Annotated in this window: 14 protein-coding genes; 9 read left to right on the top strand and 5 right to left on the bottom strand. The window is 55.0% G+C overall.

What is annotated here, in order from left to right; all coding sequences use genetic code 11:
* Positions 1-28: 28 nt before the first annotated feature.
* Entirely contained in the window at positions 29-916 is an 888-nt protein-coding gene (locus QEN32_RS20340) for a LysR family transcriptional regulator (RefSeq protein WP_000354962.1), read from the bottom strand.
* A 103-nt stretch (positions 917-1,019) separates the two neighbouring features.
* On the opposite strand from QEN32_RS20340, the gene QEN32_RS20335 reads away from it, so the two are divergent.
* Both QEN32_RS20335 and QEN32_RS20330 read left to right on the top strand, forming a co-directional pair.
* Positions 1,020-1,430 (top strand): CidA/LrgA family protein, encoded by a 411-nt coding sequence (locus tag QEN32_RS20335; protein ID WP_000257347.1) that lies wholly within the window; start codon positions 1,020-1,022, stop codon positions 1,428-1,430.
* Positions 1,423-2,112 (top strand): LrgB family protein, encoded by a 690-nt coding sequence (locus QEN32_RS20330; protein ID WP_265322057.1) that lies wholly within the window; start codon positions 1,423-1,425, stop codon positions 2,110-2,112. The genes QEN32_RS20335 and QEN32_RS20330 overlap by 8 nt, the downstream gene beginning before the upstream one ends.
* A gap of 38 nt (positions 2,113-2,150) precedes the next feature.
* Here QEN32_RS20330 and actP read toward each other — a convergent pair whose 3' ends face one another.
* The 3 genes from actP to acs form a co-directional block, all read right to left on the bottom strand.
* Positions 2,151-3,800, bottom strand: a complete 1,650-nt coding sequence (gene actP, locus QEN32_RS20325) for a cation/acetate symporter ActP (protein WP_000832536.1) — start codon at positions 3,798-3,800, stop codon at positions 2,151-2,153.
* Positions 3,797-4,111, bottom strand: a complete 315-nt coding sequence (locus tag QEN32_RS20320; RefSeq protein ID WP_265322081.1) for a DUF485 domain-containing protein — start codon at positions 4,109-4,111, stop codon at positions 3,797-3,799. Before QEN32_RS20320 ends, actP begins: the two co-directional genes overlap by 4 nt.
* 239 nt (positions 4,112-4,350) lie before the next feature.
* Entirely contained in the window at positions 4,351-6,309 is a 1,959-nt protein-coding gene (gene acs, locus QEN32_RS20315; protein WP_000083877.1) for an acetate--CoA ligase, read from the bottom strand.
* 431 nt (positions 6,310-6,740) lie between these two features.
* On the opposite strand from acs, the gene nrfA reads away from it, so the two are divergent.
* The 7 genes from nrfA (at position 6,741) to gltP (ending at position 14,896) form a co-directional block, all read left to right on the top strand.
* Positions 6,741-8,177: an ammonia-forming nitrite reductase cytochrome c552 subunit gene (nrfA, locus tag QEN32_RS20310; RefSeq protein WP_000101786.1), complete on the top strand. Its 1,437-nt coding sequence runs from the start codon at positions 6,741-6,743 to the stop codon at positions 8,175-8,177.
* 44 nt (positions 8,178-8,221) lie between these two features.
* Entirely contained in the window at positions 8,222-8,788 is a 567-nt protein-coding gene (gene nrfB, locus QEN32_RS20305) for a cytochrome c nitrite reductase pentaheme subunit (RefSeq protein WP_000115065.1), read from the top strand.
* Positions 8,785-9,456, top strand: a complete 672-nt coding sequence (nrfC, locus tag QEN32_RS20300; protein WP_023251860.1) for a cytochrome c nitrite reductase Fe-S protein — start codon at positions 8,785-8,787, stop codon at positions 9,454-9,456. Before nrfB ends, nrfC begins: the two co-directional genes overlap by 4 nt.
* On the top strand, positions 9,453-10,409 hold the full coding sequence (nrfD, locus tag QEN32_RS20295; protein WP_265322056.1) for a cytochrome c nitrite reductase subunit NrfD: 957 nt from the start codon (positions 9,453-9,455) through the stop codon (positions 10,407-10,409). The genes nrfC and nrfD overlap by 4 nt, the downstream gene beginning before the upstream one ends.
* A complete protein-coding gene (gene nrfEF, locus QEN32_RS20290) occupies positions 10,402-12,624 on the top strand; it encodes a heme lyase NrfEFG subunit NrfEF (protein WP_265322055.1) in 2,223 nt (740 codons plus the stop codon). The genes nrfD and nrfEF overlap by 8 nt, the downstream gene beginning before the upstream one ends.
* Positions 12,621-13,241, top strand: coding sequence for a heme lyase NrfEFG subunit NrfG (nrfG, locus tag QEN32_RS20285; protein WP_000083232.1), 621 nt, complete (start codon positions 12,621-12,623; stop codon positions 13,239-13,241). Before nrfEF ends, nrfG begins: the two co-directional genes overlap by 4 nt.
* Before the next feature lie 344 nt (positions 13,242-13,585).
* Entirely contained in the window at positions 13,586-14,896 is a 1,311-nt protein-coding gene (gene gltP / locus QEN32_RS20280; protein WP_000793278.1) for a glutamate/aspartate:proton symporter GltP, read from the top strand.
* A gap of 157 nt (positions 14,897-15,053) precedes the next feature.
* Here gltP and yjcO read toward each other — a convergent pair whose 3' ends face one another.
* Positions 15,054-15,743, bottom strand: a complete 690-nt coding sequence (gene yjcO / locus QEN32_RS20275; RefSeq protein WP_000771454.1) for a Sel1 family TPR-like repeat protein YjcO — start codon at positions 15,741-15,743, stop codon at positions 15,054-15,056.
* Between the last annotated feature and the right edge of the window lie 51 nt (positions 15,744-15,794).

Genomic DNA, 15,794 nt, shown 5'->3' with positions numbered 1-15,794 from the left:
CCATCCGGCAAGGGTTTTAACCCATGGCTTACGGTTGTTTCAGCCAAAACCCTTCGCAACAGGTTAACCATGCCCGGGCGCTGTGCGACAGATACACGCCCTCTCGCCAAATCATGCCTAACTGCCAGCGGAGATCGCTTTCCAGCGGTAGCCAGCGCAGCGTGGCCTTATCCAGACGCTGACAAATCGGCTCCGGCAAAATGGCGATACCGACGCCCGCTTGCACCATGGCGGCGAGAAAATCCCATTGCCCGCTGCGCACGGCAATCCGTGGTTTTACGTCATGCTGGCTAAATAAGGTCATCAACTGGCGGCTCAGGGCAAAGTCTTCGTTATAGATAAGAAGAGGATGCTCCGCCAGAGCTTCAGGCGCGATGGAGTCGCAGGTTGTCCACTGACCGGAACGGGGAACCAGCACGCACAGCGGATGACTGAACAGCGATAACGTCGTCAGCCCGCTCGCTTCTTCCACCGGGAGCGCGGTCATCGCAACATCCAGCTCGCCATTCATTACCGCCTGCTGTACCGTCAGGCCGCCAAACTCCGAAATTTTGAGTTCAACGCCAGGGTAGCGTTGTCGAAACAAACTGATTGGCCCGGCCATCAACATGCCGACCATCGGGGGAATACCCAGCCGCAGCACGCCCTTATTGAGATGGTTAATATCGCTCAACTCAGCCTCTAACTGGCGGAACTCAGCGAGGATCGCCAGACCGCGTTCAAACACCACGCGTCCGGTATCGGTCAGCAATAACTTACGTCCGTCGCGGATCAGTAGCGTACAGTTAAGCTCATCTTCAAGATTTTTCAGCATCTTGCTAATGGTGGGCTGGGTGACAAATAACTTCTCCGCTGCGCGGGTGAAACTTTGCTGGCGCACCACCTCGACAAAATAACGCAGCGTTCTGATATCCATGATTATTCCTTCCGACTATGCCTGCAATGATTTTAATTCATTTCTGCCCGTGACGGAGGTTCTCTATACTGGCGCTCCATATTATTTTTCAGGACATTCCCTCATGGCTGTGGCGATAAGCCGCGTTACGCCTGCCGTTGTGCAACGACTCCAGGTACCGGTTCAGGTACTGCTCTATGCAGGTTTATTCATTTTTTCCCAATATCTTGTCTCCTGGCTGCACCTGCCGTTGCCCGCGAATCTGGTCGGCATGGTGCTTATGTTGGCGCTGATCGTTTGCCGGATTATTCCGCTTAGCTGGGTACGCGCAGGCGCACGCTGGCTGCTGGCGGAGATGCTGTTATTCTTTGTTCCCGCCGTCGTGGCGGTAGTGAACTATGCCCATCTGTTACTGGTGGACGGCTGGCGCATTTTCTCGGTGATAGCGATCAGTACCTTAATGGTACTCGGCGCGACGGCGTGGGTGGTGGATAAAGTGTATCGCTATGAGATGAGCAGGCTAAACCGTGAATAACGTTCAGTTAAGCGTACTGTGCCTGGTGATTACGCTGGGAATTTACTTCGCCAATAAGCGTCTGTATCGCCGTTTTCGCACACTGCCGTTGATGCCATTAGTGTTGACGCCGGCACTGCTGGTGTTAATGCTGGTGTTCGGTCATATCTCCTGGCAAAACTACATTGGTGAATCGCACTGGCTATTGTGGCTGCTCGGCCCGGCGACTATTGCCTTTGCGGTGCCGGTGTACGATAACCTCGCGATTATCAAACGTCACTGGATGTCGCTCACCGCGGGCGTAGTGACGGCGACGGTGGTGGCAGTCACCAGTTCCGTTTGGCTGGCGCGTCTGTTCACGTTATCGGATGAGATTCAGCGTAGTCTGGCGGTACGTTCCGTTACTACGCCGTTTGCGCTGGCGGCGGCAGAACCCCTGGGCGGGCAGCCGGATCTGGTGGCGCTGTTCGTGGTCGTCACTGGCGTGTTTGGCATGGCGGTCGGCGACGCGCTATTTTTGCGTCTCTCTATCCGGGAAGGCATGGCAAAAGGGGCAGGATTCGGCGCGGCGTCACATGGGGCGGGCACGGCGCGTTCCTATGAACTTGGTCAGCAGGAGGGCGTCGTCGCCAGTCTGGTAATGATGCTGTCCGGCGTGGTGATGGTACTGGCTGCCCCGCTGGTGGCGAGGGTGATGTTCTGATTTTCCTCCGACCCACGGGGCCGGAGGAAACGGTAAGATTAATGCGCACGCCCTTGTTGTACGCCGAATCCCGTTTGGGAGCGGATAAACTGAGCGCGGAACTGCTCACGTTCACGGTTGCCTTCTGCCGAGTTATCGGTGGCCGAGAAAAACCAGATCCCCAGGAACGCCACGCTGATAGAGAACAGCGCCGGATACTCATACGGGAAGATCGCTTTTTCATGGCCGAGGATCTGCACCCAAATGGTAGGGCCAAGAATCATCAGCACCACCGCTGTCAGTAAACCTAACCAGCCGCCCAGCATAGCGCCGCGCGTGGTCAGTTTTGACCAGTACATGGAAAGCAGAATGATGGGGAAGTTGCAGCTCGCGGCGATAGCAAACGCCAGGCCCACCATAAAGGCGATGTTCTGATTTTCAAACAGGACGCCGAGGATAATGGCGATCACGCCCAGCACCAGGACGGTGATTTTCGACACCTTCAGCTCTTCACGTTCGGTTGCGCCTTTGCGGAACACGTTGGCGTACAAGTCATGCGACACCGCCGATGCGCCCGCCAGCGTCAGACCGGCGACCACCGCCAGAATGGTGGCAAACGCCACTGCCGAAATAAAGCCGAGGAACAGGTTGCCGCCTACCGCGTTGGCCAGATGCACCGCCGCCATGTTATTGCCGCCAATCAGCGCGCCCGCCGCATCTTTATAGGCGGGATTCGCCCCCACCAGCATGATAGCGCCGAAACCGATAATAAAGGTCAGAATGTAGAAATAGCCCATAAAACCGGTGGCATAGAACACGCTCTTGCGCGCTTCGCGGGCATCGCTGACCGTAAAGAAACGCATCAGAATATGCGGCAAGCCGGCGGTGCCGAACATCAGTCCCAGACCCAACGACAACGCCGAAATCGGATCTTGTACCAACCCTCCTGGGCTCATAATCGCTGTGCCTTTCGGGTGTACCGCCATGGCTTCGGTAAACAGATTATTGAAGCTAAAGCCGACGTGTTTCATCACCATAAAGGCCATAAAACTGGCGCCAAACAGCAACAGGACGGCTTTGATAATTTGCACCCACGTTGTCGCCAGCATCCCGCCGAACAGCACGTACATCATCATCAGCACGCCGACCAGCACCACGGCGATGTGATAGTTGAGGCCGAACAGCAGTTCAATCAGTTTACCGGCGCCGACCATTTGGGCGATGAGATAAAGCGCCACCACTACCAGGGAGCCACAGGCCGAAAGAATACGGATTGGCCCCTGTTTCAGGCGATAAGAGGCAACGTCAGCAAAAGTATAACGTCCCAGATTACGCAGGCGCTCGGCAATCAAAAACAGGATGATTGGCCAGCCGACAAGGAAGCCCAGCGAATAGATCAGCCCGTCATAACCGGAGGTAAACACCAGAGCGGAAATGCCGAGAAATGACGCGGCAGACATATAGTCGCCGGCAATCGCCAGGCCGTTCTGGAACCCGGTGATATTGCCGCCTGCGGTGTAGTAGTCGCTACGGGAACGTACGCGTTTAGAGGCCCAGTAGGTAATACCGAGCGTAAACACGACGAAAATCAAAAACATGATAATCGCCTGCCAGTTGGTGGGCTGGCGTTCAACCGCGCCGCTAATGGCATCCGCCGCATGAGCGGCGAAGGGGAGTGCGGCGGCGAGCGCCGTCAGAACTCTCTTCATAATGCTTTCACCTCATGCAGTACGGCGTTATTAAGACGATCGAATTCGCCATTCGCCCGCCAGATATAAATTCCGGTTAACACAAAAGAAATCACAATCACCCCGACGCCAATGGGAATTCCTCGGGTGACGCTGGTTCCCGCATGTAGAGGCGTGCCCAGCCAGCCAGGCGCGAAGGCGATCAGTAAAATAAAGCTGATATAAACCGCCAGCATGATAACCGACAGAATCGTGGCAAACCGTTGCCGTTTTTCAACTAATTCCCTGAAATGCGCACTGTCTTCTATCCGCTGATAAATTGGGTCATTCATCACAGAGCTCTCCAGAGGTCCCCCTGCGTCTTTCGCGCTACAGGCGCGTTGGCCGCACTCGCGCGCCCCAGTCACATAGTGAACTATGCTGCTGAGGGTGTGCTCGCTTGCCGCCTTCCTGTAACACGAAATCCTTTGGGGGAGGGTTTTTTATATTTCCCTCTCCCGGTTTGAGAGAGGGCAGGGGTAGGGTCGTAGGCCGGATAAAACGCTTTCGCGTTGCCATCCGGCATTTATGGTTATGACGGCATCGCGATGGCCTGCTTCTCTTCGAGCAGTTTCTCCACCACGCCAGGATCGGCGAGAGTCGAGGTATCGCCCAGATTGCTGGTATCGCCCGCCGCGATTTTGCGCAAAATACGGCGCATAATTTTGCCGGAACGGGTTTTTGGCAGTGAGTCGGTCCAGTGCAGCACGTCCGGCGTCGCCAGTGGGCCAATCTCTTTACGTACCCAGTTGCGCACCTCCGCGTACAGTTCTGGCGACGGCTCCTCGCCGTGGTTGAGCGTCACATAAGCGTAAATCGCCTGGCCTTTGATAGCGTGTGGAATACCCACCACCGCCGCTTCGGCGATCTTCGGATGCGCCACCAGCGCCGATTCGATTTCCGCCGTACCCAGACGGTGGCCGGAGACGTTTAACACGTCATCCACGCGACCGGTGATCCAGTAATAGCCGTCTTCATCGCGACGCGCGCCGTCGCCGCTGAAATACATATTCTTAAAGGTAGAGAAATAGGTCTGCTCAAAACGTTCATGATCGCCGAACAGAGTACGCGCCTGGCCCGGCCAGGAATCGGTGATGACCAGATTGCCTTCCGTCGCGCCTTCTTGCGGATGGCCTTCGTTGTCCACCAGCGCAGGCTGTACGCCAAAGAAAGGACGGGTGGCGGAACCGGCTTTCAGTTCGATAGCGCCTGGTAGCGGCGTGATCATAAAACCGCCTGTTTCAGTCTGCCACCAGGTGTCGACGACCGGACATTTTTCCTTGCCGATCTTCTTCCAGTACCATTCCCACGCTTCGGGATTGATCGGCTCGCCGACGGAACCCAGAATGCGTAGTGAAGAACGGTCGGTGCCTTCAATGGCTTTATCGCCTTCCGCCATCAGCGCGCGGATGGCCGTCGGGGCGGTATAGAGAATGTTGACCTGGTGTTTGTCGACCACCTGGCACATGCGAGCGGGCGTTGGCCAATTCGGCACGCCTTCAAACATTAAGGTGGTCGCGCCGCAGGCCAGCGGGCCATACAACAGATAGCTGTGCCCCGTCACCCAACCCACATCGGCGGTACACCAGTAAATATCGCCAGGGTGATAATCAAAGACATACTTAAAGGTGGTCGCGGCGTAGACCAGATAGCCGCCGGTGGTGTGCAGCACGCCTTTCGGCTTGCCGGTGGAGCCGGAGGTATAAAGGATAAACAGCGGATCTTCGGCATTCATCGCTTCAGGCTGGTGCTCAGGGCTGGCTTTTTCAATCAAATCGCGCCACCACAGGTCGCGGCCTTCTTGCCAGTCAATGTCGCTGCCGGTGCGCTTCAGGACGATCACATGCTCAACGCTAGTGACATTCGGGTTTTTCAGCGCGTCATCGACATTCTTTTTCAGCGGGATACTGCGTCCGGCACGTACACCTTCGTCAGCGGTGATCACCAGCCGCGAGCTGGAGTCGATAATGCGTCCGGCGACGGCTTCCGGCGAGAACCCCCCGAAGATCACCGAATGCACCGCGCCGATGCGGGCGCAGGCCAACATTGCCACCGCCGCTTCCGGCACCATCGGCATATAAATCGCTACCACATCGCCTTTTTTAATGCCCAGATCCAGCAGTGTATTCGCGAAACGGCAGACATCGCGATGCAGTTCGCGATAAGAGATATGTTTACTCTGCGACGCGTCATCGCCTTCCCAGATAATGGCGGTGCGATCGCCATTTTCCTGCAAATGGCGGTCAAGACAGTTCGCCGCCAGATTCAGCGTGCCATCCTCGTACCATTTAATCGACACATTGCCTGGCGCAAAGGAGGTGTTTTTCACTTTTTGGTACGGCGTGATCCAATCGAGAATTTTTCCCTGTTCGCCCCAAAACGTATCGGGGTCATTAATAGACTGTTTATATTTAGTCTCATACTGCTCTGGATTTATCAGGCAACGATCCGCAATGTTGGCGGGAATGGCGTGTTTATGTGTTTGGCTCATGCTGTTGTTCTCCTTGTAGGATGTTAATAATATGTCGCATAAACGTTAAATGTAGGGTCTTAATAAGTTTTGTTTAGTATTTGGGCGACAGATCACGCAAAAAGGGAACTGTGCAAATAAGCAGCAATCTATTTTTTGATTGTGTCCCGCAAAATTAGATAAATTTTCGGGATAACATGACGTTATATGAAATTTTTTAAAAAAGTGATCCGTGTCTGGAAATCAGAAAAGAGAGGGAGTTTTGTCCAGGTTACTAACTCTAAAGTGGTATTTTACATACACTTACAATTGATTAAAGACAACATTTTAAGTGTGGTTATTTGTTACACATAGAGGAGATCAATGTAATAACAGTATTTGTGCGGTTGCTGTTATGGAAAACGATAAAAAATCGCCATTAAAGATAATGGCGCAATCTGGATGAGACCTCTATGGCAAGGAAAACACTACGCGCACGCCGTTTCTTCAGCCTTATATTTCCTTTTTTCTTCATTACCTCTGTTTACGCTGAGCAAACGCCTGTATCCGCAAAAACCGTTACTGTTGAAGCGAAAAATGAAACGTTCGCGCCTCAACACCCCGACCAATATCAGTCATGGAAAGCGACGTCAGAACAGTCTGCCCGTGAAGATGCGCTGGCGGAAGACCCTCGTCTGGTGATCCTGTGGGCGGGCTATCCCTTCTCCCGTGATTACAACAAACCACGCGGCCACGCGTATGCGGTAACTGACGTGCGCGAAACGCTGCGTACCGGCGCGCCAAAAACGGCGGAAGACGGCCCGCTGCCGATGGCCTGCTGGAGCTGTAAAAGCCCCGATGTCGCGCGCCTTATCCAACAAGAAGGCGAAGACGGCTACTTCCATGGCAAATGGGCGCGCGGCGGCCCGGAAATTGTCAACGATTTGGGCTGTGCCGACTGTCATAACACCGCGTCGGACGATTTCGCCCAGGGGAAGCCCGCGTTAACGTTGTCGCGCCCCTATGCTGAACGGGCGATGGAGGCTATCGGCAAACCGTTTGATAAAGCGGGACGATTTGATCAGCAATCGATGGTCTGCGGCCAGTGCCACGTGGAGTACTACTTTGACGGTAAAAACAAAGCCGTTAAGTTCCCGTGGGATGAGGGCATGAAGGTCGAAAATATGGAGCAATACTACGACACTATCGCCTTCTCTGACTGGACTAACTCGCTGTCGAAAACCCCAATGCTCAAAGCGCAGCACCCGGAATATGAAACCTGGAGCGCGGGCATTCACGGTAAGAACAACGTGACCTGTATCGACTGTCACATGCCGAAAGTACAGAACGCCGAAGGCAAGCTCTACACCGACCATAAAATCGGCAACCCGTTCGACAATTTCGCGCAAACCTGCGCCAACTGCCACACCCAGGACAAAGCGTCCCTGCAAAAAGTGGTCGCCGAGCGTAAACAGGCGATTCATGACCTGAAAATCAAGGTTGAAGATCAGCTGGTACATGCGCACTTCGAAGCGAAAGCCGCATGGGATGCGGGGGCGACAGACGCGGAAATGAAACCAATTCTGAACGATATTCGCCACGCGCAGTGGCGCTGGGATCTGGCGATTGCGTCACACGGTATTCATATGCATGCCCCGGAAGAAGGTCTACGGATGTTAGGCAGTGCGATGGATAAAGCCGCGGATGCCCGTACTAAACTGGCGCGACTGCTGGCGACCAAAGGCATTACCCATGAAATTCCGCTGCCGGATATTTCGACGAAAGAGAAGGCGCAGAAAGCGATTGGTTTGAATATGCAACAAATCAACGCGGAGAAGCAGGACTTCCTGAAAACGGTCGTACCGCAGTGGGAAGATCAGGCGCGTAAAAACGGTCTGTTAAGCCAATAACCCCATTCCGCCCCATAAGGGGCGGATAACTCAACGGAGTGAATATGAGCGTATTACGTTCGTTATTAACTGCTGGGGTGCTGGCGTCAGGCCTGTTCTGGAGCCTGAGTGGAATTACTGCCACGCCAACGCCGCAGGAGTCGGATCAACGCTGGACGGTCACCCAGCAGCGTAATCCGGATGCTGCCTGTCTGGACTGTCACAAACCGGACACCGAAGGTATGCACGGTAAACATACGGGCGCTATCAACCCGAACAATAAATTGCCGATAACCTGTACCAACTGCCACGGTCAACCGTCGCTTCACCACCGTGAAGGGGTGAAAGATGTGATGCGTTTTAACGACCCGATGTATACGGTAGAGCAACAGAACAGCGTCTGTATGTCCTGCCACTTGCCTGAACAACTGCAAAAAGCGTTCTGGCCGCACGATGTTCATGTTACTAAAGTGACCTGCGCCAGTTGCCATTCCCTGCATCCGCAGCAAGACACGATGCAGACGCTAAGCGAGAAAGGGCGGATCAAAATATGCGTGGATTGCCACAGCGATCAGCGTACTAACCCGCACTTTAATCCGGCGTCCGTTCCGTTGCTTAAGGAGCAGCCATGAGTTGCACCCGACGTCAATTTATTACCCGCGTCGGCGCGCTGGCGGCGGTCAGTGGGATGGCAGGACGCGTTGTAGCGAACACGTTGAATATTAACGGCGTGCGTTATGGCATGGTACACGATGAGTCATTATGCATCGGCTGCACGGCCTGCATGGATGCCTGTCGGGAAGTCAACACCGTGCCGGAAGGCGTATCGCGCCTGACGATTATTCGCAGCGAGCCGCAGGGGACGTTTCCTGATGTGAAGTATCGCTTCTTCCGCCACTCGTGCCAGCATTGCGACCATGCCCCCTGCGTTGACGTCTGCCCGACGGGGGCATCATTCCGCGATGCCGCCAATGGCATTGTGGATGTGAACCCGGACCTTTGCGTCGGCTGCCAGTACTGCATTGCCGCGTGTCCCTACCGCGTGCGCTTTATCCATCCGGTCAGTAAGACGGCGGATAAATGCGATTTCTGCCGGAAAACCAACCTGAAAGCGGGCAAACAGCCCGCCTGCGTTGAGTCATGCCCGACGAAGGCGCTGACGTTTGGTAATCTGGACGATCCCAACAGCGATATCTCCCGTTTGTTGCGGCAAAAAACTACCTACCGCTACAAGCTGGCGCTGGGCACAAAACCGAAGGTCTACCGCGTTCCTTTTAACTATGGGGAGGTGCGCCAATGACACCCGCTTCTGCATTTCATTTTGCATCACTGGTGTGGGACTGGCCCATCGCCATCTATCTGTTTCTGATTGGCATCTCCGCCGGACTGGTCACGTTGGCAATTCTGCTGCGTCGCTTCCATCCGGAGGCGGGCGGTTCGGACAGCACGCTGCTGCGCACTACGCTGGTGTTAGGGCCGGGGGCGATTATTCTTGGTCTGCTGATTCTGGTCTTCCACCTGACGCGCCCGTGGACCTTCTGGAAGCTGATGTTCCACTACAGCTTTACCTCGGTGATGTCGATGGGGGTGATGCTGTTCCAGTTGTACATGGTAGTGCTGGTGCTGTGGCTGGCGAAAATCTTTGAAAAAGAGGTGATTGCCCTGCAACAGCGTTGGCTGCCGCGGTTAGGGATCGTGCAGAAAGTGTTGGCGCTAATAACGCCGTTTCATCGCGCGCTGGAGACGTTAATGCTGGTACTGGCGGTTCTGCTCGGCGCGTATACCGGCTTTCTGCTGTCGGCGCTGAAATCCTATCCGTTCCTGAATAACCCGATCCTGCCGGCGCTGTTCCTGTTCTCCGGCATCTCCTCCGGCGCGGCGGTGGCGCTGATCGTTATGGCGTTACGCCATCGTAGCAACCCGCACAGCACCGAGGCGCGCTTTGTACATCGCATGGAAACCCCAGTGGTATGGCTGGAGATCTTCCTGCTGGCGGCCTTTTTTATCGGGCTGGCGCTGGGCGATGACGGCAAAATGCGCGCGCTGGCGGCGGCGCTGGGCGGCGGATTCTGGAGCTGGTGGTTCTGGCTTGGGGTCGTAGGGCTGGGATTGATTATCCCGCTGCTGCTGAAGCCCTGGGCAAACCGTAGCGTCACGTTTCACGGCGTGCTGGCCGTTTGCGGCGCCAGTTTGACCGGCGTGCTGCTGCTGCGCTTTTTCATTCTTTATGCGGGACAGCTAACGGTTGCATAATCTGGACATCTTCCTTCCTGAAGCCGGATTTCTGGCGCTGTTGTTGAGTCTCGGGGTCAACGTGCTGACCCCGCTGGCGACGTGGTGCGGGATGGGGCTGCACTGGCGCGGCGTCATGCGCCTGACGACCTGCGGCGCGTGGACGGCGTTCACGCTGCTGCTACTGGCGTTTGCGATTCTGGTTAGCTGTTTTCTGACCAGCGATTTTTCGGTCGTTTATGTTGCGCAGCATAGCCATAGTCAGTTGTCATGGGGACTGAAACTGGCGGCGGTATGGGGCGGTCATGAAGGCTCGCTCCTGCTGTGGGCGCTGCTTCTTTCGGGGTGGACGGCGCTATTCGCCTGGCGCTCCCGGCATGAATCTGACGCGCTTTTTCCGCTGACCCTGAGCATCTTGTCCCTCATTATGGCTTCGCTGCTGCTATTTATTGTGCTGTGGTCCGATCCGTTCCTGCGTATTTTCCCTCCCGCCATGGAAGGGCGCGACCTTAATCCCATGCTGCAACATCTGGGGCTGATCTTACATCCGCCGCTGCTCTATCTGGGTTATGGCGGCCTGATGACCGCGGCGAGCGTAGCGCTGGCTTCGCTACTGTGCGGCGGCTTTAACGCGGCAACCGCCTGGGTTTGCTGGCGCTGGGCGTTACCCGGTTGGTGCGCTCTGACGCTGGGGATCATTCTCGGATCGTGGTGGGCATATTGCGAACTGGGCTGGGGCGGCTGGTGGTTCTGGGACCCGGTGGAAAATGCCTCGTTGTTGCCGTGGCTTGCCGCCAGCGCCTTGCTGCACAGTCTGTATGTCAGCCGCCAGCGCGGGAGCTTCCGTCACTGGTCGTTGCTGCTGGCGATACTGACGCTGATCCTCTCGTTGCTGGGAACGCTGATTGTGCGTTCCGGCATTCTTGTTTCGGTACATGCCTTTGCGCTGGATAACGTGCGCGCGGTGCCGCTGTTTACCCTTTTTGCCGCGTTAAGTCTGGCATCGCTTGTTCTGTACGGCTGGCGGGCGCGGGAGCCGTATCCGGCGACGCGTTTGGGCGGCGGAAAGTGCGAAACGCTCATTCTGGCGACGCTGCTGCTCTTTAGCGCCGTCTTGTTGATCGTGCTGGTCGGGACGCTCTACCCCATGATTTATGGTTTGATGGGCTGGGGAAGGCTTTCGGTGGGCGCGCCCTATTTTAATCGCGTCACGCTGCCGTTTGGCCTGCTGATGCTGGTGGTTATCGTACTGGCGACAATCAGAAGCCGCAAAGTATCTGTGCATCGTCAGCTTCCGGCATTGCTGGCGCATACGGGCGTATTTATCTTCGCCGCCGGGATCATGGTTTCCAGCGGCAGTCGGCATGAAATCAGCCTTAACCTCAGCCCCGGTCAGCAGGTGGTACTGGCGGGCTACATTTTCCGCTTTGAGCGTCTGGATCTGGAAGCCAAAGGCAACTACACCAGTGAAAAAGCGCGGATCACGTTGTGGCGGAATGAAAAACGCATTGGCAGCCTGCAGCCTGAAAGGCACTTCTATGCCGCGCGTCGTCAACAGATGATGGAGCCGGGGATTCACTGGAACCTGCTACATGACTGGTACGCGGTGATGGGCGAAAAAACCGGACCGGATCGTTACGCCATGCGCTTATACGTGCAGACCGGCGTGCGCTGGATCTGGGGTGGGGGATTGTTGATGGTGTGTGGCGCGCTGCTGAGCGGATGGCGGGGGAGGAAGCATCCTGAGTTATTGCCTGATGCCGCTGCGCTTATCAGGCCTACGAGTGAAAAGCATGGTAGGCCGGATAAGGCGTTTACGCCGCCATCCGGCAAGACGATGTTACTTGTGGCTTTTCTGATTTTTCTGCCTTTTAGCACCCACGCCCAGGTGGTGGATACCTGGCGTTTTGACAATCCACAACAGCAGGAAAAAGCGCTGTCTATTGCCAGTCAACTGCGCTGTCCGCAGTGTCAGAACCAGAATTTGCTGGAATCCAATGCGCCCGTGGCGGTCAGTATGCGCCATCAGGTTTACAGCATGGTGGCCGAAGGTAAAAGCGAAGCGGAAATCACCGCCTGGATGACCGACCGTTATGGTGATTTCGTACGCTACAACCCGCCGTTGAATGAGCAAACGCTGCTGTTGTGGACGCTGCCGTACCTGCTGTTATTGCTGGTGGGCGTGGTGGCCTGGCGGGTGAGAAAGCGTCAGCACGCAGAAAAGGGGGAACAATGAGCCAGTCTGAACACTCCACTGCGCCGTTACGTCCCATGCCCGTAAAGCGTCTGGCGGCTGCGGCGGTGTTGATGGTGGCTGCCTGTGTCGGCGGCTATCTGTTGACGCCGAAATGGCAGGCTGTGCGTAGCGAGCAACAGCGTCTGGCCGATCCGCTACGTGACTTTACGAACCCGCAAACGCCAGAGGCGCAGCTTTCCAGGCTGCAAGAAAAAATCCGCGCCAATCCGCAGGATAGCGAGCAATGGGCGCGGCTGGGCGAGTATTATCTCTATCGCAATGCGTATGACAATGCGCTGCTGGCATATCGTCAGGCGTTGCGTCTGCGAGGCGATAACGCGCAGCTTTTCGCCGCGCTGGCAACGGTGCTGTATTACCAGGCCGGGCAACATATGACGCCTGCGACGCGTGAAATGATTAATAAAGCGTTAGCGCTGGATGCGACAGAAGTGACCGCGCAGATGCTGCTGGCGGCGGATGCGTTTATGCAGGCGGATTATGCGCAAGCCGTGTCGCTGTGGCAAACCTTACTGGATGCCAACTCGCCGCGAGTGAACCGCGCGCAGCTGGTAGAGGCCATTAATTTGGCTAAATTGTTACAAAATCGGCAGAAATAATTTTTTCTTTTTTGTGACTTTTGTCATGTGTGCTGTTTAAAAAAACGGCGAATGAGACACAAGTGAAAATTAATTACCTCAGTGTATTATTCGTTTTTGACGAAGTAAAAAACTTTCCATAACAAATAGTTATTCATCATTAACGCCATAAACTCGCGTTATTATGCATAAAAACAGCCAAAAGCCCTGTTATGAAAGGGTTGCGCAAGACGCTATGCAAATGATACTGATTATGCGCGTTAAAAAACTCTACAAACCAACGCAACACAAATCATACCCTTTCAGTATGTATTGCTCTCATGCTTTCGGCGGAGAGCAACGCTTCATCGAGGAAGTCTGTTGTTATGAAAAATTTGAAAGTCAGCCTGGCCTGGCAAATTTTGCTGGCTATGGTGCTGGGCATTCTGTTGGGCAGCTATCTGCATTATCACAGTGACAGTCGTGAATGGCTGATTGCCAACCTGCTGTCGCCTGCTGGCGATATCTTTATCCATCTGATTAAAATGATCGTCGTGCCGATCGTGATCTCGACTCTGATTGTCGGCATCGCCGGCGTTGGCGATGCGAAACAGCTAGGCCGTATCGGCGCAAAAACCATTCTCTATTTTGAACTGATCACTACGGTGGCGATTATCCTCGGCATTACGCTGGCGAATGTCTTTCAGCCAGGCTCAGGCATTGATATGTCGCAACTGGCGACCGTCGATATTTCGAAATACCAGAACACCACGGCGGAAGTACAAAGTCATGCGCATGGGCTGATGGGGACGATACTGTCGCTGGTGCCGACCAATATCATCGCATCGATGGCCAAAGGGGATATGCTGCCAATTATCTTTTTCTCGGTCCTGTTTGGACTGGGGTTGTCATCCCTGCCGGCAACGCACCGCGAACCGCTGGTGACGGTATTTCGTTCCATCTCTGAGACCATGTTTAAAGTCACCCATATGGTGATGCGCTATGCGCCAGTGGGCGTTTTTGCGCTGATCGCCGTCACGGTGGCGAATTTTGGTTTCGCGTCGCTGTGGCCGCTGGCGAAACTGGTGCTGCTGGTACACTTTGCCATTATCTTCTTTGCGCTTGTAGTGCTGGGCATCGTGGCGCGCCTGTGCGGGTTAAGTATCTGGATTCTGATTCGCATTCTGAAAGATGAATTGATTCTGGCGTACTCGACCGCCAGCTCCGAGAGCGTGCTGCCGCGCATTATCGAGAAGATGGAAGCTTACGGCGCACCAGCCTCTATCACCAGTTTCGTGGTACCGACCGGTTACTCATTTAACCTCGACGGCTCCACGTTATACCAGAGCATCGCCGCCATTTTTATCGCGCAGCTATACGGTATCGACCTGTCGCTGTGGCAGGAAATTGTACTGGTGCTGACGCTGATGGTGACGTCGAAAGGGATTGCCGGCGTGCCTGGCGTTTCCTTCGTGGTGTTACTGGCGACGCTGGGCAGCGTGGGCATTCCGCTGGAAGGGCTGGCGTTTATCGCCGGTGTCGACCGTATCCTCGACATGGCGCGTACTGCGCTAAATGTGGTGGGGAATGCGCTGGCGGTGCTGGTGATCGCCAAGTGGGAACACAAGTTTGACCGCAAAAAAGCGCTGGCCTATGAGCGCGATGTGCTGGGCAAATTTGATAAGACCGCCCAATAACGGATTGCCGGATGGCGCTTTGCTTATCCGGCCTACAGCGAAAGAGAATGTAGGCCGGATAAGGCGTTCACGCTGCCATCCGACAACCTGCTCCGGGTTGCCTGATGGCGCTACGCTTATCAGGCCTACAACGACTACGTTCATCCGGCAATAAACATCAGCCATTTGTTAGCGTTTCGAACTCTTCGCAACCGGTATCAAACCCTTCCAGACAGCTTAGATTCAACCAGTGCAACGCCTTCTGCTTGTTCTTTTCAATAAAGCCCGGTTCTCCGTTTAAAAACATCATTCCCGCCCAGTATTCTGAATAGCCGGTACGGGAAATGGCGGAACTGCGTTTGAAATACCAGGCAGCTTTTTCATCATCGGCGGCAATGCCCACGCCATTGGCGTAAATCAGGCCAAGCAACATTTGCGCATCCACCGCGGAGTCGTTATCCAGATCTTCAGAGGCCTTTTGCAGCAGCGAGATGGCTTTTGGGTAGTCCGGGCGCCCGGCCTGGGTGTTGACCAGGATCCGCGCCAGCGTAATTTCTCCCGCTTTACTGCCCGCGTTAGCCGCCTTTTCAGCCAGCTTTTTCGCGTCGGGATAATCCAGGCTTACCGGATTAGTGATTTTGATTTGCGCCAGTAGCGCGCAGGCGTCGGCGTCGCCACTGTCGGCGGCTTTTTGCGCCCAGTATTCAGCTTTGTTCAAATCGCCATAGCTCAACCAACTGTCGGCCAGAAAATATTGTGCGCGTCTGTCACCTGCCTCTGCTGCCTGCAAATACTGGCTGCCCGGCTCAGGATCTGCGGCATGGGCAAAGAATGTCATAAACAACATCAATGCAAGAAGTAGTTTCATTTTGAATTTTATTTAGGGTACGGAAAAGACAGTATAAAGAGATCGTATGGA

This window comes from Salmonella sp. SA14318 (assembly GCF_029866905.1).
Lineage (GTDB): Bacteria > Pseudomonadota > Gammaproteobacteria > Enterobacterales > Enterobacteriaceae > Salmonella > Salmonella enterica.
This window is presented reverse-complemented; position numbering and strand designations above follow the sequence as displayed.